The organism is Staphylococcus sp. IVB6240, from assembly GCF_025558425.1.
Classification (GTDB): Bacteria; Bacillota; Bacilli; order Staphylococcales; family Staphylococcaceae; genus Staphylococcus.
Genome location: NZ_CP094718.1, coordinates 474,419 through 496,311 on the forward strand (window position 1 = coordinate 474,419; position 21,893 = coordinate 496,311).

The window sequence follows — 21,893 nt, forward strand, 5'->3', positions numbered from 1 at the left end:
TATAGTATCATAAACTATAAAGATGCGTAACAAGGAGGGAACATTAATCATGGGTGTTCATCAATATTTTAAAAGACTATCAGATTTAGAAAAACTCATTCGTTTACCTGGAAAGTTCAAATACTTTGAGCATAATGTTGCCGCACACTCCTTTAAAGTGACTAAAATTGCACAATATCTGGGAACAGTAGAAGAACATTATGGCAAGGAAGTAGACTGGAAGAGTTTGTATGAAAAAGCATTAAATCATGACTTTGCTGAAGTATTTACAGGTGATATTAAAACACCTGTAAAATATGCAAGTAGTGAGCTAAAAAGACTCTTTTCACAGGTGGAAGAAGAAATGGTTGATACGTTCATCTCTGAAGAAATACCCGAGGATTATCAAGACATCTACCGTCAACGTTTACAAGAAGGGAAAGACGATTCGTTAGAGGGCCAAATTTTATCTGTCGCTGATAAAATTGATTTATTGTATGAAACATTTGGTGAGATTCAAAAGCGTAACCCAGAGCCACTCTTTTTTGAAATCTATGAAATGAGTTTAGAAACGATTATGCAATTTGATCATTTACATTCAGTACAAGATTTTATTGATAACATTATTCCAGAGATGCTAACAGAAAAATTTATTCCGCGCACAGAATTGCGTGAAACGACTATGCATATATTAAATAATAGAAAGCAGTGATCAAAGTGATATGGTATGCGTTAGCCGCTTTTTTTCCATGTGTATTGGTCGTGGTACTGAGTGCCATCACACGTAGCAAATGGATTGGTACATGCGTGACACTTGTTATCATTGGCACGTCAGTTTATAAAGGCTTTTTCCACAATGAATGGATTATTTTTATAGATGTCGTATCAATATTGGCAGGGTATATCATTGTGGATACATTGCAAATTCATCGTCATGATGATTTTAAAGGATATGAATAAGAGAAACTATATACCACTTGAAACTGAGAAAATAAGGTTTTAAGTGGTTTTTTATGTTTTGTTTTAAGCGTTGAATTATGGAGGGCTTAATCGTGTTTGATTTTTAAGAATAAAAGGGTATAGAGCATTGGAAAGTCAAAAACGAACAGATGTTTGTATTTTTATCTTAAGATTTGGTAAAATAGCCATATAATTATGTGATGAGGAGACGAGTGTGCATGGAGCATCATGACTTTAAAGTGGTATCTAAGTTTGACCCACAAGGTGACCAGCCGCGTGCGATTGATGAGTTAGTTCAAGGAATTCAAGAGGGTAAGCGCCATCAGACGTTATTAGGGGCTACAGGAACAGGTAAAACGTTTACGATGAGTAATGTGATTAAGCGTGCAGGTAAGCCCACACTGATTATTGCGCACAATAAGACGCTTGCAGGGCAATTATACAGTGAATTTAAGGAGTTCTTTCCTGAAAATAGAGTCGAATATTTTGTTAGTTACTATGATTACTATCAACCAGAAGCGTATGTACCATCAACAGATACATTTATAGAAAAAGATGCATCAATTAACGATGAGATCGACCAACTACGTCACTCAGCGACAAGTGCATTATTCGAACGTGACGATGTCATCATTATTGCCAGTGTGAGTTGTATTTATGGCTTGGGTAACCCAGAAGAATACAAAGATTTGGTTGTAAGTATTCGTTCGGGTATGGAAATGGATCGTAGTGAACTGTTGCGCAAGTTAGTCGATGTACAATACACACGCAATGATATCGACTTTCAACGTGGGACATTCCGTGTACGTGGTGACGTGGTAGAAATTTTCCCAGCCTCACGTGATGAACTTTGTATTCGTGTTGAATTCTTTGGCGATGAGATTGATCGTGTGAGTGAAATTAATTATTTAACGGGTGAAGTATTGCGTGAACGTGAACATTTCGCGCTCTTCCCAGCCTCTCACTTCGTAACACGTGAAGAGAAAATGAAAGTTGCCATTGGCCGAATTGAAAAAGAACTCGCAGAACAACTTGAAAAATTGCGTAGTGAAAATAAACTCTTAGAAGCACAACGTCTAGAACAACGTACAAACTACGATCTTGAAATGATGCGTGAAATGGGATTCTGTTCAGGTATCGAGAACTACTCTGTACATTTAACATTACGTCCACTTGGTTCAACGCCTTATACGTTACTGGACTACTTTGGAGACGATTGGTTGATTATGATTGATGAATCTCATGTGACATTACCTCAGATTCGAGGTATGTATAATGGGGATAAAGCACGTAAAAACGTACTTGTTGAACACGGTTTCCGTTTGCCAAGTGCACTTGATAACCGACCATTGATGTTTGAAGAATTTGAAGAAAAGGCACATCAGTTAGTTTATGTATCTGCCACACCAGGTCCATACGAGATGGAACATACAGATGAGATGGTTGAACAAATTATTCGTCCAACGGGTCTATTAGATCCAAAAATCGATGTGCGTCCATCTAAAAATCAAATTGATGACTTATTAAGTGAAATCCAAACACGTGTAGAACGCAATGAACGTGTATTAATTACAACGTTAACGAAAAAAATGAGTGAAGATTTAACGACGTACTTAAAAGAAGCGGGCGTGAAGGTAAATTATTTACATTCTGAGATTAAGACGTTAGAACGTATTGAAATCATTCGTGATCTACGTATGGGAACGTTCGATGTTTTAATCGGTATTAACTTATTACGTGAAGGAATCGACATTCCGGAAGTATCGCTCGTTGTTATTTTAGATGCAGATAAAGAAGGTTTTCTACGTTCGGAACGTTCGCTTATCCAGACAATTGGCCGTGCAGCACGTAACGATAAAGGTGAAGTGATCATGTATGCAGATAAGATTACTGATTCAATGCGTGTGGCAATTGATGAAACGGAACGACGACGCGAAATTCAAATGGCATATAATGAGAAACACGGTATTACACCTCAAACAATTAATAAGAAAATTCATGATGTGATTAGTGCGACTGTGGAAACGGAAGAAACAAACGAAGCAGATCGCAAAGAAGTACCGAAGAAAATGACGAAGAAAGAACGTCAAAAAACAATTCAAAATATCGAAAAACAAATGAAAGAAGCAGCGAAGGCGTTAGATTTCGAGAAGGCAACCGAATTGAGAGATTTATTATTTGAACTTAAATCAGAAGGGTGACGTACATGAAAGGACCATCAATAGTAGTGAAAGGGGCACGTGCCCATAATTTAAAAAATGTGGATATAGAACTGCCTAAAGATAAGTTTATTGTGATGACAGGATTATCAGGGTCAGGTAAGTCATCACTCGCATTTGATACGATATATGCAGAGGGACAAAGACGCTATGTAGAGTCTTTAAGTGCTTACGCACGTCAATTCTTAGGACAAATGGATAAGCCTGATGTTGATACAATCGAAGGGCTATCACCAGCGATTTCTATTGATCAAAAAACAACAAGTAAAAATCCGCGATCTACAGTGGCAACAGTTACTGAGATTTATGATTATATCCGTTTACTGTACGCACGTATTGGTAAGCCGATTTGTCCGGAACATGGTATTGAGATTGAATCACAAACTGTGCAACAGATGGCAGATCGTATTATGGAATTAGAAGAGCGTACAAAAATTCAACTGTTGGCACCTGTCGTCAATCATCGAAAAGGGTCACACGAGAAGTTATTAGCAGATATTAGTAAAAAAGGATATGTGCGTGTGCGTTTAAATGGTGACATCATGGATATTACAGATGTGCCTGCTTTGGATAAAAACAAAAATCATACAATTGAAATTGTCGTAGACCGTCTTGTTGTGAAACCTGGTATTGAAACACGTTTAGCTGACTCAATAGAAACCGTCCTTGAATTGGCTGAAGGACGTCTCGTCGTTGATGTCATTGGTGGAGAGGCACTGGAATTCTCAGAAAAGCATGCATGTCCAATATGTGGCTTTACAATCGGTGAGTTAGAACCGAGAATGTTCAGTTTTAACAGTCCATTTGGTGCATGTCCAACATGTGATGGACTAGGCCAAAAATTAACGGTTGATGTAGATCTTGCCATTCCGGATCGTACAAAAACATTAGCAGAGGGTGCCATCTTACCATGGGAGCCAAAAAGTTCAGACTTTTATCCAACATTATTAAAACGTGTATGTGAAGTGTATAAAATCAATATGGACAAACCATTCGGTAAGTTAACCGAGCGTCAGCAGAACATCATTCTTTATGGTTCAGGTGATAAAGAAATTACATTTACTTTTAACTCACGCTCTGGAGAAAAACGCAAACGTACGATGCCATTTGAAGGTGTGGTACCAAATATCGAGCGTCGTTTTAATGAGTCACCATCTGAATATACACGTGAAATGATGCGTAAATACTTAGCGGAACAACCATGCGAAACATGTCATGGCCAACGTTTAAGTAAAGAGGCACTTTCTGTTTATGTTGCAGGCAAAAATATTGGAGAAGTGGTCTCACAATCTATTCGAGAAGCACTTGATTACTATGAAAATATCGAACTCTCTGAGCAAGATGCACAAATTGCCCGCCTCATTCTAAAAGAGATCACAGCTCGATTAACATTTTTAAATAATGTTGGTCTAGATTATTTAACATTAGACCGTGCTTCAGGGACGTTATCAGGTGGGGAAGCACAGCGTATCCGTCTGGCCACACAAATCGGCTCACGCTTATCTGGCGTCTTGTACGTATTAGATGAACCATCTATCGGATTACATCAACGCGACAACGATCGCTTGATTGAAACATTAAAAGAAATGCGTGATTTAGGTAATACACTGATTGTGGTAGAACATGATGAAGACACGATGTACGAAGCGGATTATCTTGTTGATATTGGACCAGGTGCGGGTGTTCATGGTGGTGCTGTCGTTGCAAGTGGTACACCAAAACAAGTGATGAAAAATAAAAAGTCACTGACAGGGCAATATTTAAGTGGTGCCAAGTTTATCCCACTACCCGAACATCGCCGTGAAATCACAGATCGTAAAATCTCTGTTAAAGGTGCACGTAGCAATAATTTAAAAAATGTTAATGTAGATTTTCCACTGTCAGTGATGAATGTCGTTACAGGTGTCTCTGGATCAGGAAAAAGTTCACTTGTTAATGAAGTCCTATACAAATCATTAGCAAAGGCAATCAATAAGTCTAAAGTACGTCCTGGTGATCATGATGAAATCACAGGTATGGAAGAAATAGATAAAATTATTGATATCGACCAATCGCCAATTGGACGTACACCACGTTCCAACCCGGCAACATATACCGGTGTATTTGATGACATTCGAGATGTTTTTGCCTCAACAAATGAAGCGAAAGTTCGTGGTTATCAAAAAGGACGTTTTAGCTTTAACGTTAAAGGTGGACGTTGTGAAGCATGTAAAGGTGATGGTATTATCAAGATTGAGATGCACTTCTTACCAGATGTTTATGTGCCATGTGAAGTCTGTGAAGGAAAGCGTTATAATCGAGAAACACTTGAAGTGACATATAAAGGAAAAAGTATTGCTGATGTTCTTGCCATGACAGTAGAAGATGCAACACAGTTCTTTGAAAACATTCCTAAGATTAAACGCAAATTACAAACATTAGTAGATGTTGGATTAGGGTATATTACCCTTGGACAACCAGCGACAACATTATCGGGCGGAGAAGCGCAACGTGTGAAACTGGCCTCTGAACTGCATAAGCGTTCCACAGGCCGTTCTATCTATATTCTTGATGAGCCAACAACAGGTTTGCATGTAGATGATATACAACGATTGCTCAAAGTCTTAAACAAATTAGTGGAAAATGGTGACACAGTTGTTATCATTGAACATAACCTAGATGTGATAAAAACGGCTGACCACTTAATTGATTTAGGCCCTGAAGGTGGCGATGGTGGCGGTACAATTATTGCGACAGGTACACCAGAAGAAATTGCAGATAATGAACAATCGTATACAGGTAAATATTTAAAACTTATTTTAGAACGAGATCGATTACGAATGGAGGAATAGTCTATCGATACAGCAAAAGTAAAAGTATTAGAACTTTTAGCAGATGGTAAGATTAGTGTTGATGACGCAACATTACTATTGGATGCAATGAAGCAAGAGCGTACAGCGACACAAGCAAAAGCGAACACTACTACACAAACACAAGAACAAACTGCTGAACAAGTAGAGGTAAAAGTGGAAGATTTTATACGTGAAGCGGTTCAAAATGTGACAGATACAGTACGTAAAGGTGTAGAAACTGCAGACGAACAGTTGAAAAAAGCAAAAGAAAACAATACCGATGTAGCCAATCCATTTCAACAACTTGAAAAAACATTACAACAGCTGTCTGAGGAATTGAAGAAAAAATAGCGTGTGTTATTTGCGAGAATAATGATTTTATGATAAGCCCATTGGAAGATTCACTGTATCAGAAAGCATGAAATACAGTGGATTTCCTTTGGCTTTTCTTATTTGAAGGGATTCTGCTCAAATTCAAAACGCACCTTTCATAACCTTGTATGTTTAAAATATGAAACTATTATGACCAATAGAATTAAATTCCCAGTTCTGTTAACAATTTGTTATGATAGAGTGGAGTTACATAAAATGAGGTGAAGAGATGTTAACTACTAAAGATGTTGTTAAACGTTTTGATATGAAAGTCGTGGCGGGAGAAGAAGGTCTAGATCGCCCAATTCATAATACAGATATTTCACGACCTGGCCTAGAAATGGCGGGCTATTTTTCACATTATTCTTCTAATCGCATTCAAGTATTAGGTACGACAGAATTGTCTTTTTATAATTTATTGCGTGATGAGGAACGTCAAGGGCGCATGCGTAAGTTATGCCGTCCCGATACACCCGCAATCATCATTACACGAGGACATGAAGCACCGGAAGAATTGCTTCAAGCAGCACAAGATACAGATACACCCCTTCTTTATGTTAAGGAAGCGACAACTCGTGTGATGGGCCGTGTCACAACGTACCTTGAGCATGAGTTAGCAAATACAACATCCCTTCATGGCGTCTTAGTCGATGTTTATGGTGTCGGTGTGCTAATCACAGGAGATTCAGGTGTTGGTAAAAGTGAAACAGCATTAGAGCTCGTTAAGCGTGGACATCGTCTTGTTGCTGATGACAACGTTGAAATTAAAGAAGTCGTAAAAGATGAACTCATCGGTAAAGCACCGACGATTATTAGGCATCTTTTAGAGATTCGAGGATTGGGTATTATCAATGTCATGACACTCTTTGGTGCAGGTTCCATTCTGCTAAAAAAACGAATCCAACTTAACATTAATTTAGAAACATGGCGTGAAGGCAAAATGTATGACCGCGTTGGTTTAAATGAAGAAAAGTTAAGAATTTTAGATACGGATATTACGAAGAAAACCATCCCAATTCGTCCTGGACGTAATGTGGCAGTAATTATTGAAGTAGCTGCGATGAACTATCGCTTAAATGTGATGGGTATTAATACAGCAGAAGAATTCAATGAACGACTTAATGCAGAAATTCAAAAAAATAGTCAATTAAAGCAAGGTGAAGAGTCATGATGGCTTACATCGATCCAGTAGCGATTCAACTTGGCGGATTATCCGTAAGATGGTATGGCATTATTATTGCAGCAGCTATTTTACTTGGCTATGTGATTGCGCAACGCAGTGCAAAGAAAATAGGCTTTGAAGAAGATGACCTTATCAACCTATTGATCGTTTGTGTGATTGTGGCAATTATTACGGCAAGACTCTATTTTGTCCTGTTTAATCTTGATTACTACAGTCAATATCCTGTTGAAATTCCGATGATTTGGCATGGGGGTATCGCAATTCACGGTGGCTTGATCGGTGCTTTTGGTATGGGGATATACTATTGTTATCGTAAAAATTGGCACCCTTTACAGATTGCTGACCTTGTTGCACCGAGTATTATTTTAGCCCAAGGTATCGGACGATGGGGCAACTTTATGAATCATGAAGCTCATGGTGGACCGGTGACAAGAGCCTTTCTTGAAGATTTGTCACTCCCCAAATTTATCATTGATAATATGTATATTGATGGACAATACTACCATCCAACATTTTTATACGAATCAGTATGGAATGTCATTGGGTTTATTTTATTAGTGGTGTTACGACGTCATCTACGTATTGGTGAGACGTTTGCATTGTATCTGATCTGGTATTCTATCGGACGTTTCTTTATTGAAGGACTACGCACAGATAGCTTGATGTTAACTGACACATTACGTGTCGCACAGATGATGTCGATCATTTTAATTATTGTTGGTGTGGTATTGATTGTCATTCAGCGCATGTCTAACAAAGCGATGCAATATCGTCAAGCGCCTGTATTATCTTGGCCAGGTCGTGCATATACTAAGGGGCGTCGATAAGAATGGCAAGAAGGCTGACAACTATTCATTCACAGCATCGCAACCCTTTGTGGTACTTATATCGATATATTCGTTTTACAAAGATGTTTAAAAATACATTCATTATCGAAGTGTCTCGCTATATCCCTTTCGTCAGTTGGAAACGTGCTATTTATCGTCATTTATTAAAAATGTCAGTTGGAACACAGTCTGCATTTGCGTTTAAAGCACTCCCGGATTTGCTTTATCCGGAACGTATTACGATTGGCAACAATGTGATTATTGGTTATAATGCTACGATACTCACACATGAATTTGTCATCGGTGCATTGCGTGTAGGAGATGTAAAGATCGGAGACAATACACTGATCGGTGCGAATGTAACCATTTTACCGGGTGTAACGATTGGAAGTCATGTACGTATCGGTGCAGGGAGTGTTGTTTCTAAAGATATTCCAGATCATGCGACTGCATACGGTGCACCGATACAAATACATTTAGAAAAATAGAAAGAGGTGACAAGGATGACACAGGAAAAAAAGATCATACCGTTTAATCAAGAAGTATCGGTTTATTACAAAATCGCATCACAAAAGTTACGTCAGCAAGAATATGACAAAGCACGATACTACCTAGAAAAAGTGTTGGAATTGTCACCTGAAAATTTTGAAGCGAGACAAGAACTTGCGACATGTTACGAAAATCTACGTAATATACGTAAAGCAGAGTCTTTATATTATGATGAGATAAGTGAAGGACGTAATTTAGAAGAATCATATTATGCTTTGAGTCAATTAAACACAACGGCTAATGATCCTAACAAAGCTTATTTATTTGGATTGAATTATGCATTTTCTACAGATGATGGCGATTATCGAGAAGAATTAGAAATGATGTTTGATGTTGCTTATCATGATGATGAGGTACTACAAGAGGAGAGTCAACTGTTTACAGTTCAAGTGGTCTTTCAATATTTATTTGGAGAAGGGCGTTTACTGGAGGCACGTGCATACATTTTAAGACAAGATGAAGCCATCCAAGAAAGTAGAGTAGTGCGTAACTTGTTGGCGATGTGTTATTTATATCTGAATGAGAATCAAGCAGCGAAGGAAATGTATGAGCGATTATTAAAAGAGGATTCATCAGATGTTTATGCATTGTGTCACTATACATTATTGTTACACAATATGAATGAACAATTATTATTTCAGCATTATTTAAAACGCTTGAATAAAATCATGCCAATGAATGATGATGAAACATTTAAGTTAGGTATTGTATTGAGTTACCTGAAGCAATACGAAGCATCTCAACAATTACTTTTACCACTTCATCGAAAAGGAAAAGCACAAACTTTTCAATTGTTTAATGCATTGTCTGTTAATTATTATTACCTGGGAAATAAAGCGCAAAGTGAGTATTTCTGGAATAAGTTATCAGCGTTTGACCGTGCATATCCGGGATTACCACCTTGGGTCATTGATGAACGTATTACATTTTTTGATACCAATATCGCGCCATTATTAACAAGTGAGGATCAACATCGTCGTATATATGGCTTGTTTTTACTGAATCAATTAAATGGTAAGGAAGTTTTAATGACACGAGATGTATGGACCATATTGGAATCTTTGGGTGATTATGAAAAGTTGTATTTATCCTATTTGATACAAGGACTTCACTTAACAAAATTAGATTTCATTCACCGTGGTATGTTGACGTTATATGAGCAATCTGAGCTACAAGGTGAAACAGAACTTTATTTGAGATGGATTGCATATGCAGAAGATTTGGTGGCAGTAAACAATTCCAGAGAAGCGGTTAAACCATTTGTTGCAGCAGTCACTTATTTGTATTATAGTGCAACAGATCAAAAACAAAGCCAAACGGAGTGTTGTCAGTTGTTTGATGTACCTGAAGCAGCATTTTCAGAAGCATTGAATGAACTAATGAGCATATAAGTTTGGCAGTAAAAATAAATGTCGTAAAATAACAATGATATGATAACTAGATGTGATAAAGAGGAGGAACAATCGATGACAGAACAAGTACGCTATGATGTTGCGATTATTGGTGCAGGGCCAGCAGGGATGACTGCGGCTGTTTACGCATCACGCGCAAATTTAAATACAGTAATGATTGAACGTGGTATGCCAGGTGGACAAATGGCGAACACACAAGAAGTAGAGAACTTCCCAGGATTTGAAATGATTTCTGGTCCAGACCTTTCAAATAAAATGTTTGACCATGCGAAAAAGTTCGGTGCGGAATATAAATATGGAGACATTAAAGGCATTGAAGATAAAGGCGACTACAAAGTGATCGACTTAGGTTCAAGTCAAGTTGAAGCAACAGCAATTATCATTGCGACAGGCGCAGAATACAAAAAAATCGGTGTACCTGGTGAAGAAGAGCTTGGCGGTAGAGGTGTCAGCTATTGTGCAGTATGTGATGGTGCATTCTTCAAAAATAAAAATGTTTATGTAATTGGTGGCGGGGACTCTGCTGTTGAAGAAGGCACATACTTAACTAAATTTGCTGATAAAGTTACAATTGTACACCGTCGTGATCAATTGCGTGCACAAAAAATCTTACAAGACCGTGCTTTCAAAAATGAAAAAATCGATTTCATTTGGAACCATACATTAAAATCAGTTAATGCGAAAGATGGTAAGGTAGGTTCATTAACATTAGCTTCAACAGTAGATGGTTCAGAACAAACGGTAGATGCAGATGGTTTATTCATCTATATCGGTATGAAACCAAACACAAAACCGTTTGAAAATTTAGGTATTACAAATGAAGCAGGTTATATTGTGGCAAATGATGATATGAGTACAGCTGTAAAAGGCATTTATGTTGCTGGGGACGTGCGCGAAAAAGGACTTCGCCAAATCGTTACAGCAACAGGCGATGGTAGTATCGCTGCGCAAAGCGTACAATCATATATCGAAGCATTAGAAGATTAATTATTTCTGCAAAATAATAGTATTGATGAAGACTGAACAAAGCTGAATGAAATTGTTCAGTCTTTCCTTATGCATTTGTTCAAAACACCTTTTACTTTTTATGTAACCCTACTACTTAAGACGGTTTTCATGTACACTAAAAGAGACTAGAATGAATGGTGGTTATATATATGCAGGATAGAGAAAATAAAGAAGTTACAAAGGGCGAATTAATTATTGTCACAGGATTATCTGGCGCAGGAAAGTCGGTAGCAATTCAAAGTTTAGAAGACTTGGGATACTTCTGTGTGGATAATTTGCCGCCGATATTGTTACCAAAATTTATTGAATTAATGGCTGAAAAAACACCGTCACTTCAAAAAGTGGCAATTGGTATTGACTTACGTGGCCGTGAATTTTTCCAAAGTTTTGTTGAAGAAATTAACAAGATTAAAAATGATGCGCAAGTACATGTGAATATTTTATATGCAGATGCAGAAACGAAAAAGCTGATTTCACGATACAAAGAAACGAGACGTCAACATCCGTTACAAAAAAAGACAGGTTTGACTTTAGTAGAAGCGATTGATGAAGAACGTCAATTATTAGCTGAAGTAAGAAGCATCGCTAACTTTATTGTGGATACAACCAAACTGACACCTAAGCAACTTAAAAAACGCATTGCCGAATATTTTAATAAAGCGGTAGGGCCTTCATTTACAATTAATGTGACAAGTTTTGGATTTAAACATGGTATTCAAATTGATGCAGACATTGTATTTGATGTGCGCTTTTTACCAAACCCATACTATATTGAAGCATTACGTCCATTAACAGGAATGGATGCACCTGTTTATGATTATGTCATGAAGTGGCAAGAAACAGAGACATTTTATAGTAAGTTATTAGACTTATTACTCTTTACCATTCCGGGTTATCAAAAAGAAGGAAAATCACAACTCGTTATTGCAATAGGATGTACAGGAGGACAACACCGTTCAGTCGCACTAGCACAACGCTTGGCGGACGAGCTTCAACGCATTTTTGACTATAATATTTATGTGTATCATCGAGATGCACATATTGAAAGTGGCGAGAAAAAATGAAACAACTCAAATTAGTGCTCATTGGAGGTGGCACAGGCCTCTCTGTATTAGCAAGAGGATTAAGAACGTTTCCGATAGATATAACAGCGATTGTAACTGTTGCCGATGATGGTGGCAGTACAGGGAAAATCCGTCATGAAATGGATATTCCAGCACCTGGTGATGTGCGAAATGTCCTTGCAGCTTTGAGTGATGCCGAGCCGACATTGGAACAACTGTTTCAATATCGTTTTGAAGAGGATAAGATAAGTGGACATTCACTTGGTAACTTGTTGATCGCAGCGATGACCAATATTACCCAAGATTTTGGTCATGCTGTCAAAGAGCTGAGTAAAATTTTAAATATTAAAGGGCGTGTGATTCCTTCAACAGTATCCAGTGTGGCGCTACATGCTGAGATGGAAGATGGAGAAATTGTTGCAGGTGAGTCAAACATTCCTAAAAAGCATAAAAAAATTAAACGTGTCTATTTAGAACCTGCTGATGCACAGCCAATGGATGAAGCTGTAGAAGCATTGCGTGATGCAGACTTAATTGTATTGGGTCCGGGTTCATTATATACAAGTGTCATTTCAACATTATGTGTGAGAGGAATCAGCCAAGCACTTGTTGAAAGTGAGGCTAAAAAATTGTATGTTTCTAATATTATGACACAACCTGGTGAAACAGATGAGTATTCAGTGGTAGATCATATTGATGCGATTCATCAACAATTAGGACAAAATGTTTTAGACTTCGTTATCGCAAATGAATTGACATTTGACGATAAAATATTAGAAAAATATGAAGCAAAGGGATCACAACCTGTTTATTATAGTGAAGCATCTCTGAAAGAACGTGGTGTACAGTTGGTAACAGGGAAAGATTTAGCCTTAATCTCTGAAAATCATCATGTTCGACATCGTACAGAGATTCTTGCAGAAATGATATATGAAATTGCACTACGAGAAATTAGCACCATCGAGTTTGATCCTGATCAATTAAAATCGAACAAACATGGTGACGGACGTTAAAGGAAAGGGATGTCAATCATATGAGCTTTGCATCTGACATGAAGAATGAATTGACAAGAGTTGAAGTAAATAATGAAGATGCCATGGCAGAGCTCAGTGCGTTGATACGTATGAATGGAGCACTCAGTCTGTCTAATCAACAATTTGTAATTAACATTCAAACAGAAAATGCAACAACGGCGAGACGCATTTATTCATTAATTAAAAAAGTATTTAATGTAGAAGTAGAAATTCTAGTTCGTAAAAAAATGAAACTCAAAAAGAATAATATCTATATTTGTCGTATTAAGATGAAAGCAAGAGAAATTCTAGATGAGCTAGGTATTTTAAAAGAAGGTAGCTTTACGCATGACATTGATCCAACGATGGTAGCAACTGACGAAATGAGACGTAGTTATTTGCGTGGTGCATTTTTAGCGGGTGGTTCTGTGAATAATCCAGAAACCTCTTCATACCATCTTGAAATTTTTTCATTATATGAAAGTCATTCGGCAGGATTAACGGAGCTAATGAACCAGTATGGATTGAATGCGAAAAAGTTAGAGCGTAAAAAAGGCTGGATTACGTATATGAAAGAAGCGGAGCGTATTGCAGAATTTTTAAGCTTAATTGGTGGCTACCAAGCATTACTTAAATTTGAAGATGTACGTATTGTGAGAGATATGAGAAACTCTGTAAATCGACTCGTTAACTGTGAAACAGCCAATCTGAATAAAACAGTCAGTGCTGCTATGAAACAAGTTAAGAGTATTGAGCTAATCGATGAAGAGATCGGATTAGACAACTTACCAGATCGACTAAGAGAAATCGCAAAATTGCGCATTGAAAACCAAGATGTATCATTAAAAGAACTTGGTGAAATGGTGAGTACAGGTACCATTTCTAAATCAGGCGTGAACCATCGTCTAAGAAAACTTAATGAGCTTGCAGATAAAATTCGAAATGGCGAGCAATTTGAGATTTGATGAAGAATTAAATAATCAATTAGATGCAAGGTTAGGATAAACTAATTTGTGTGCTGGGAAACGAAATGGTACCCAACCACCCAAATTTGTCCTAACCTTGTTTTGTCGCTGCGCTCATTTTGTGCAATTCCTAAACGCTTATATGACATACTCTGATTAATTGCTGTTTTCAAGTTCAATTATTTGTATTTTTGATGGTAACGAGCGTAAAGTAAGAGAATCATCCTTGATATTTTGAAAATCATACATATCGAAAATATATGTTGAAATAGCTCGAGTGAGGAAATGAATAAAGGAGGGAAAGTATGTCAATCATATCAACAATACTCGTTGTCTTAGTGTCATTGGAATTCTTTTTCATTATGTACTTAGAAACGATTAAGCCAACATCTGATCAAACAAGTCGTGTTTTTAGTATCAGTAAGAAAAAGTTAGAAGATCACAATATTCAAACACTCCTTAAAAACCAAGGCGTTTATAATGGCTTAATTGGTGTTATGCTCTTATATGGTGCATTTATTTCAGAAAACCCAAAAGAAATTAGCTTGATGCTCTTAATCTTTATCATTGGTGTTGCGATTTATGGCGGGATTTCAAGTGATAAAAGTATTTTCTTCAAACAGGGAACATTGCCTATTATTGCAGTGCTTAGCATCTTATTCTTGGCATAAAAAAAGAGACATTTCAATGAAATGTCTCTTTTTGTGATATGATAACGAATTAACGTTTGATAACGTTAGCTGCTTGGTCACCACGGTCACCTGATACGATATCAAATTCCACTTGTTGACCTTCTTCTAAAGATTTGTAACCTTCACCTTCGATAGCTGAGAAGTGAACGAATACGTCGTTACCTTCTTCACGTTCGATGAAACCAAAACCTTTTTCTGCGTTAAACCATTTTACTGTACCGTTATACATAAGAATACCTCCGTGTGCATGATTGCACGTTATTATTTCTGTAAAAAAATTCTTTCATCAAAAGGAGTATATTCTTAAAAATAAACTACAATTCAATTACACGAGCTTTTATTACGATAAATTAAACTATACAGGTATTATGCGTAAAAGTAAAGGGAATTTTAATGAAAAGTTTAAATAAGTGAAAAATATTAGTTAAAGCACTCTATTAGTTACATAAAACACCATAAAGAATGTTGTTCAGAATTTCATAAAGCAATAAGTAATCTAAAGCATTTCTTTTGTATTTGAGAAATTAAAGTTGTTGAGAGAAATTGATCAACTTTTTAAAAAGTAATTATATGTTAAATGAAAAATATATAAGTATTAAAAGAAACTGGAGATAAATTAAAACCCCCCTCATTTAATAGGCAAGGTTTTGTATCGTGTTGGTCACAAAGTATTGATAAAGCTTGTAAAATCGATTATTTTAACCTCCTCGGAAGGAATCGAACCTTCATTGTAAGAACCGGAATCTTAAGTGTTATCCATTACACTACGAGGAGTTAATACGATGATTTTGACCTTGTATAGTATAACATGAAATTTATGAATGCTTAAGTTTTGACCATTTTTGACTTTTGCGATAAACTATAAACAAATAAATCAAGATCATAGGAGGCAGGAACTTATGAATTTAATTCCTACAGTAATAGAAACAACAAATCGTGGAGAACGTGCATATGATATTTATTCACGTCTTTTAAAAGACCGTATTATCATGTTAGGCTCAGCAATTGATGATAATGTTGCAAACTCAATTGTATCACAACTATTATTTTTACAAGCACAAGATGCTGAGAAAGATATCTACTTATACATTAATTCACCAGGTGGTAGTGTAACAGCTGGTTTCGCAATTTACGATACAATCCAACACATCAAACCAGATGTACAAACAATTTGTATCGGTATGGCTGCGTCAATGGGATCATTCTTACTTGCTGCAGGTGCGAAAGGTAAACGTTTTGCACTTCCTAACGCAGAAGTGATGATTCACCAACCATTAGGTGGCGCTCAAGGACAAGCAACTGAAATTGAAATCGCAGCAAATCACATCTTAAAAACACGTGAAAAATTAAATAAAATTTTATCTGAACGTACTGGTCAATCTATTGAAAAAATTCAAAAAGACACTGATCGTGACAACTTCTTAACAGCTGAAGAAGCTAAAGAATATGGTTTAATCGATGAAGTGATGGTACCAGAACAAGCATAATAGTCTATACAATATTAAGGGCGTATCGCATTCGATGTGATATGCCTTTTAATTTTTGAAGTTTTAAAATCAGAATAGATGACAATTCGCCACGCTACAAGTATATTAATTATACTTAATATAACAGAAAGAGTGAGTTTATGAATTTTCATCAACGTCATTTAGCACATGTATCGCGTATTATGCTAAATGTAAAAGATTTAAAAAGACAAGTTCAATTTTATACAGAGGTCCTTGGGTTAGAGGTATCTCATATGACAGATGAGCAGGCAATTTTAAATATTGGAGAAAGTGGTCATCAATTAGTTCTAAAAGCATTGGAAAATGGAAGAGATGCAGAAATAAGTGAAGCAGGTTTATTTCATGTTGCGCTTCTATTGCCAGATGAAACAGATGTAGGTCGACTGCTTCGTCACCTATTACAATATCAAATACACGTTTCAGGTGGTGACCATTTAGTCAGTCAAGCGATTTATTTTACAGATCTTGAAGGGAATGGCATCGAAGTATATGCCGACCGTGATGCCGATACTTGGTCGTGGCAAAGCGATCAAGTCGTGATGGATACCCTTGAACTAGATGTTAATCGATTATTAAAAATTGCAGGTGATCGTGCATGGCATGGGATGCCGAAAGAGGCAAAAATCGGTCATTTACATTTAAAAACAAATAATGTAAAAACATCGGCAGCATTCTATAAGCAATTTACCTTAAAAAAAGTAGCGCAATTGCCAAGTGCCGTTTTTATGTCGGATGGTACATATCATCATCATATTGCGGTCAATGCATGGCAATCTCGAAAAGTACTTCAAGATGCTGAGAAAACTTATGGGTTAGTCAGCTTTAATATGGTAAGTGATGCATTAGAGCCTCGTGTAGTGACGACTCCTGAAGGCCTTGAAATGACAATTAATGTGATTCATTAAGTGAACATTATTTTGGTATGATATGTATGAGGCTAAAAGGAGGTCTTATATGATGATACGAGAAGCAACTATGGAAGATGTGCCAGCAATTTTAGAAATATACAATCATGCCATTCGAAATACAACAGCTGTATATACGTACGATGAAACGACATTATCTGAGCGTAAACAATGGTTAGAGGCAAAACAAGTGGCTGATATCCCAGTCTATGTATATGTAAAAAAAGAAAAAGTCGTGGGATTTGCGACATATGGTTCATTTCGAAATTGGCCAGCATATCAGTATACAGTCGAACATTCAGTTTATGTTCATCCAGATTATCATCGCATGGGGATAGCATCTTATTTGCTTGAACGAATAGAAGAAATTTTAAAAGCTAATGGATATCAAACAGTTATCGCGGGAATTGATGCATCGAATCAAGGCAGTCGATTATTACACGAGCGACGTGGTTTTGAACATGTAGGAACGTTGAATAAGGTTGGTTATAAATTTGGTCAATGGCTTGATTTAGCATTTTATCAAAAACAGTTGAAGTAATGTTACAGAAAAGTATGAGGGAACAAATTGAATAAATAGCTCCATATAAAAATGACTAGAAGAATAGTTGGGTATCTTCTAGTCATTGTGTTAGGTGTTTAAGTTTTGTAATCATATGATACATTTATCATTTTTTTATGAGAAGTTGTTCTAATGCTTCTGTTAACTTTGGATACTTAAATTGATAGCCAAGTTCTAAGAGACGTTGAGGTTTTACATATTGTGTTTCAAGAATTAAAGTGGACATCTCTCCTAATATAAGCCGTAATACCCACTTCGGTACACGCGTATAGTGTGGTCGATGTAACACTTTTTGAATATTTAAACCAAAATGATGTTGTGTGACAGGATAAGGTGCGGTTAAGTTAATAGCACCTTTAGCGTTTTCTTGGTGAATGAGGAAAAGAATGGCATGAATCAAATCGTCAATGTGTATCCATGAATAAGGTTGATTTCCATCGCTGAGTTTACCGCCAATCCATAAACGATAGGGTAAGGTCATAACTGGTAAAGCACCACCTTTGCCTGATAATACGATACCAAACCGCCCAGAAATAACCCGGGTACCAAGTTGCTCGAACTGTCTTGCTTGTCGCTCCCATTGATAAACGATTTCAGATAGAAAATCGTGTGGTTGTCTTTGAAATGTTTCTGTGTAAATTGCTGTATTTGAGGGAGGATAATAACCAATAGCACTTGCATTAAAGATGACACGAGGTACTTGTTCGCGAGACTTAAAAAGATCAAATAATGCATATGTCGTTTGGATGCGACTTGTCATCATCAATTGCTTATGTGTCTTTGTCCAATAATGATTGAGTGTGGCACCTGCTAAATTAATCACAACATCAATTGCCGGTACTTGCTGCTGCCACTCAGGTTCTTGCCAATTAATATAGTGGAGTTGTGGGTGATTAGAATCATGTGTTGAACGTGTCAAAATATAAATGGTATTTTCTTCAGATTTGAGAAGGTGTTCAGTGAGGTGTTGACCAACAAGTCCGGTACCACCACTAATGAGATAAGTCGTCATTGTGTCTCATCCTTTCTTAATTAAATGTTCAAGTTTTGGACATTTAAAAGCCATATAATATTCAAATTATATTTGTTTATTTTTTCACAAAGTACGCTATAATAAAGATACCTTCGAAAAAATTAATACATCTCTTAATTAAACAGTATACCCCATAATATACAAACGAAGGTTATTTTGACTCCCTTTAGTAGAGACTGGAATGATGCAGCATTCCGGTCTTATTTTATTTTAATCAGAATTTTAATAATTCACTTTGTTTTATTATTTACAGTTTTAAAGAAGATAAAACGTTAATTAGGTAATAAAAAGTGTTTTATACATTTATTTTGATAAACTTGTCATTAATTTATATTGAAAGGTTGATTTTCTAGTAATAGGGTATGATAATCAAATAAAGGTGTCTTATATTAATTGTAGAGATAATTATGTGCTTATGAGATAAATGGAGATTGTATAGAGAAGGAGTAATTGATATGCCAGCACCACAACGAAGTAATCAAGGACCTAGATATAGAGATAATGGTAGAGGCTCAGGTAAAAAGAAATTTGCAGGATGTTTAAGTATTATTATTGTCTTGTTTTTAATAGGAAGTTTAGTTTTCGCAGTCTTTGCTTTTGTTGATCAATCACAAAAAGGTGATCAACGCTTAAAAGAAAAGAAAATAGAAGAGAAAAAAGAAAAACGCGAAGCAGAACTGAAGAAGAAACGCGAACAAAAAAGAATTAAAGAAGAACAAGAAGCAGCGCAAAGAGCAGCAGAAGAGCAAGCACTGATAGAACAACAACAAAGAGATGCAGCGAATGCAGCTGCAGCAAGAAGAGCAGTGCAACAACAAAATCAAAAGCAAATAACAAAACCTAAAAAAGAAGCCGAACAAGAAGAGAAAGAAAAGCCTGAAGATAATTCAAAAGAAGAAAAGCCAGAAAACAAATCGAATGAGGCTAAACCTGCACAGCCAACTCAACCAGAAAATCAGACACAGCAAACGGCACCGCAACAAACACAGCAGCAAAGTCAACCAAGACAACAAACTCAGCAAACACAACAACCGCAAACAAACACACGCCAAGCACCTCAGTCACAATCGGGTCAACCTTCAAATAATAATACAGGTCAATAAAATGAAAAAGGAATCGCACGAATATTGTGCGATTCCTTTTTTACACCACTAAAATATGAGATTTAGCAATAAAGTTAATAAAATGGATATCAGAATTGAAAATAAGCAACCGGGCAAGCAGCCAATCGGTGTACATCCGAAAGAGCGTGTATAAATTTGATAATTTTGTTGATCGTGTTGTTTATGTGGATGTTCGAAATGCTCTGGTCTTTTATAACGTGGGTCATCGAGATCAATTACTTCAGGCTTCTGATTGCTATATGCCATAAAATCACCTCATATTTACTATAAATGAAAATTAGGGAAGGAGAAAGAAACAACTACTTAATTTGTAGATGACAAGTATATATATGTAAGAAATCGTCATATTTGAAAGGTTGTTCACAATTTAGCTACAGATTTCTAATATCAAAGTACAAAAACTTTTACATTAAGTAATGGGGTGTGCTATGATGTATTTAAGAAATGGTTGGACGATAAACGCCCCGATAAATTTAAAAGTGGGATAAGTTTTGACTTGCATTTCTCTAAAATCCATAGTATGATGTACTTGTAAAGCAGGTTAGATATTTTTTTAGAGTCAACGGGACCTAAATTGTCACTCTCTTGGCTCCAAGATGACCCCCTGTTCACTATTAAGGAGGCGTGACTCTTGAAACATATGATTCAAGTGCAACAAAAACTAGTGCCTGACTTGATAGATAAAATGTATCGACGGTTTTCAATTTTGACAGCAATACAGAAATACCAGCCGATCGGTCGACGTACACTTAGTGAAATTTTGAATTTAACTGAAAGGGTACTGCGATCAGAAACAGATTTGTTGAAACATCAAGATCTCATCTTGGTAAAACCAACAGGTATGACAATTACTTCTGAAGGTATTGATGTAATGCATCAGTTAAAAGATTATTTCACACATTATTCTGATGAACATCACTTAGCTAAAATCATTCGAGACCATTACAACATTAGTGAAGTCCATGTCATTCCTGGTAACAGTGATACAGATTTAAATGTCAAAGTTGAGTTGGGTCGTACTACAGGACAGATACTTGAAAAGCAATTGTATGAAGACGCGATAGTATCGGTTACAGGTGGTTCTACAATGGCATCGGTAAGCAACGCTATGTCAGAATTACCATTTAGTGTATTGTTTGTACCTGCTCGCGGAGGACTCGGCGAAAATGTTGTTTTCCAGGCAAATACGATTTGTTCCACTATGGCACAACGTACTGGCGGTAGTTATACAACGCTTTATGTCCCGGATCAAGTGAGCGAACAGACATATCAAAACTTATTACAAGAACCGTCTGTCGTTAACACATTGAATAGAATAAGACAATCACAATTCATAGTACACGGCATTGGTGATGCGCTGAAAATGGCAAATCGTAGACAATCATCATCAGAAGTCATAGAAAAACTTCAACATCATAATGCCGTGGGTGAAGCCTTTGGTTATTACTTTAACCAAAATGGTGAAATCATCCACAAAGTAAAAACGATTGGACTTCAATTAGAAGAAGTGCAATCCAAAGAACACATTTTTGCTGTGGCAGGTGGAACTTCTAAAGGGAATGCAATTAAAGCATATTTAGAAATTGCACCTAAAAATACAATACTTGTTATAGATGAGGCAGCGGCAAAAATTATTACACATGATTTATTAAAAAATTAAAAATTATATTTATTTTAAGGAGGCCAC

General features: G+C 36.5%; 21 protein-coding genes. 19 read left to right on the top strand and 2 right to left on the bottom strand.

All coding sequences use genetic code 11. From position 1 onward, the window contains the following. The first annotated feature begins 49 nt into the window (after positions 1–49). The 14 genes from MUA88_RS02305 (at position 50) to MUA88_RS02370 (ending at position 15,053) form a co-directional block, all read left to right on the top strand. The gene (locus tag MUA88_RS02305) at positions 50–691 is read left to right on the top strand and encodes a YfbR-like 5'-deoxynucleotidase (protein ID WP_262605089.1); all 642 of its coding nucleotides are present in this window, start codon (positions 50–52) and stop codon (positions 689–691) included. 5 nt (positions 692–696) lie between these two features. After that, positions 697–939, top strand: coding sequence for a CsbA family protein (locus MUA88_RS02310; RefSeq protein WP_262605090.1), 243 nt, complete (start codon positions 697–699; stop codon positions 937–939). Positions 940–1,157: 218 nt separating this feature from the next. Then, complete coding sequence (uvrB, locus tag MUA88_RS02315; protein ID WP_262604547.1) at positions 1,158–3,140, top strand: excinuclease ABC subunit UvrB; 1,983 nt, start codon at positions 1,158–1,160, stop codon at positions 3,138–3,140. Positions 3,141–3,145: 5 nt separating this feature from the next. Beyond that, positions 3,146–5,989 (top strand): excinuclease ABC subunit UvrA, encoded by a 2,844-nt coding sequence (gene uvrA, locus MUA88_RS02320; protein WP_262604548.1) that lies wholly within the window; start codon positions 3,146–3,148, stop codon positions 5,987–5,989. Between the two features lie 87 nt (positions 5,990–6,076). Then, positions 6,077–6,340, top strand: coding sequence for a hypothetical protein (locus MUA88_RS02325; protein WP_262605712.1), 264 nt, complete (start codon positions 6,077–6,079; stop codon positions 6,338–6,340). A gap of 250 nt (positions 6,341–6,590) precedes the next feature. Next, on the top strand, positions 6,591–7,532 hold the full coding sequence (gene hprK / locus MUA88_RS02330) for an HPr(Ser) kinase/phosphatase (RefSeq protein ID WP_262604550.1): 942 nt from the start codon (positions 6,591–6,593) through the stop codon (positions 7,530–7,532). Then, entirely contained in the window at positions 7,529–8,371 is an 843-nt protein-coding gene (gene lgt / locus MUA88_RS02335) for a prolipoprotein diacylglyceryl transferase (protein WP_262604551.1), read from the top strand. Before hprK ends, lgt begins: the two co-directional genes overlap by 4 nt. A 2-nt stretch (positions 8,372–8,373) precedes the next feature. Beyond that, positions 8,374–8,859, top strand: coding sequence for an acyltransferase (locus MUA88_RS02340; RefSeq protein ID WP_262604552.1), 486 nt, complete (start codon positions 8,374–8,376; stop codon positions 8,857–8,859). Positions 8,860–8,874: 15 nt separating this feature from the next. Further along, positions 8,875–10,311 carry a tetratricopeptide repeat protein gene (locus tag MUA88_RS02345; protein ID WP_262604553.1) on the top strand — a complete coding sequence of 479 codons (1,437 nt, stop codon included), beginning with the start codon at positions 8,875–8,877 and terminating at the stop codon, positions 10,309–10,311. Positions 10,312–10,386: 75 nt separating this feature from the next. Next, the gene (gene trxB / locus MUA88_RS02350; protein WP_262604554.1) at positions 10,387–11,319 is read left to right on the top strand and encodes a thioredoxin-disulfide reductase; all 933 of its coding nucleotides are present in this window, start codon (positions 10,387–10,389) and stop codon (positions 11,317–11,319) included. Positions 11,320–11,489: 170 nt separating this feature from the next. Further along, on the top strand, positions 11,490–12,404 hold the full coding sequence (rapZ, locus tag MUA88_RS02355) for an RNase adapter RapZ (protein WP_262604555.1): 915 nt from the start codon (positions 11,490–11,492) through the stop codon (positions 12,402–12,404). Beyond that, the gene (locus MUA88_RS02360; RefSeq protein ID WP_262605713.1) at positions 12,401–13,417 is read left to right on the top strand and encodes a gluconeogenesis morphogenetic factor MgfK; all 1,017 of its coding nucleotides are present in this window, start codon (positions 12,401–12,403) and stop codon (positions 13,415–13,417) included. Before rapZ ends, MUA88_RS02360 begins: the two co-directional genes overlap by 4 nt. Before the next feature lie 20 nt (positions 13,418–13,437). After that, complete coding sequence (whiA, locus tag MUA88_RS02365) at positions 13,438–14,382, top strand: DNA-binding protein WhiA (RefSeq protein ID WP_262604557.1); 945 nt, start codon at positions 13,438–13,440, stop codon at positions 14,380–14,382. Between the two features lie 305 nt (positions 14,383–14,687). After that, complete coding sequence (locus MUA88_RS02370) at positions 14,688–15,053, top strand: DUF1304 domain-containing protein (RefSeq protein WP_262604558.1); 366 nt, start codon at positions 14,688–14,690, stop codon at positions 15,051–15,053. Between the two features lie 49 nt (positions 15,054–15,102). On the opposite strand, the gene MUA88_RS02375 is transcribed toward MUA88_RS02370, so the two are convergent. Beyond that, a complete protein-coding gene (locus tag MUA88_RS02375; RefSeq protein WP_044360936.1) occupies positions 15,103–15,303 on the bottom strand; it encodes a cold-shock protein in 201 nt (66 codons plus the stop codon). A gap of 640 nt (positions 15,304–15,943) precedes the next feature. On the opposite strand from MUA88_RS02375, the gene clpP reads away from it, so the two are divergent. From clpP to MUA88_RS02390, 3 genes are all read left to right on the top strand, one after another. Continuing rightward, positions 15,944–16,561 carry an ATP-dependent Clp endopeptidase proteolytic subunit ClpP gene (clpP, locus tag MUA88_RS02380; protein ID WP_262605091.1) on the top strand — a complete coding sequence of 206 codons (618 nt, stop codon included), beginning with the start codon at positions 15,944–15,946 and terminating at the stop codon, positions 16,559–16,561. A gap of 140 nt (positions 16,562–16,701) precedes the next feature. After that, positions 16,702–17,487: a VOC family protein gene (locus MUA88_RS02385; protein ID WP_262605714.1), complete on the top strand. Its 786-nt coding sequence runs from the start codon at positions 16,702–16,704 to the stop codon at positions 17,485–17,487. A gap of 52 nt (positions 17,488–17,539) precedes the next feature. Continuing rightward, on the top strand, positions 17,540–18,028 hold the full coding sequence (locus tag MUA88_RS02390; protein ID WP_262605092.1) for a GNAT family N-acetyltransferase: 489 nt from the start codon (positions 17,540–17,542) through the stop codon (positions 18,026–18,028). A 127-nt stretch (positions 18,029–18,155) separates the two neighbouring features. Here MUA88_RS02390 and MUA88_RS02395 read toward each other — a convergent pair whose 3' ends face one another. Continuing rightward, a complete protein-coding gene (locus tag MUA88_RS02395) occupies positions 18,156–19,061 on the bottom strand; it encodes a TIGR01777 family oxidoreductase (protein ID WP_262605715.1) in 906 nt (301 codons plus the stop codon). A 476-nt stretch (positions 19,062–19,537) separates the two neighbouring features. On the opposite strand from MUA88_RS02395, the gene MUA88_RS02400 reads away from it, so the two are divergent. Further along, positions 19,538–20,185 carry a hypothetical protein gene (locus MUA88_RS02400; RefSeq protein ID WP_262604561.1) on the top strand — a complete coding sequence of 216 codons (648 nt, stop codon included), beginning with the start codon at positions 19,538–19,540 and terminating at the stop codon, positions 20,183–20,185. A gap of 652 nt (positions 20,186–20,837) precedes the next feature. Beyond that, positions 20,838–21,866, top strand: coding sequence for a sugar-binding transcriptional regulator (locus MUA88_RS02405; protein ID WP_262604562.1), 1,029 nt, complete (start codon positions 20,838–20,840; stop codon positions 21,864–21,866). The last annotated feature ends 27 nt before the right edge of the window (positions 21,867–21,893 follow it).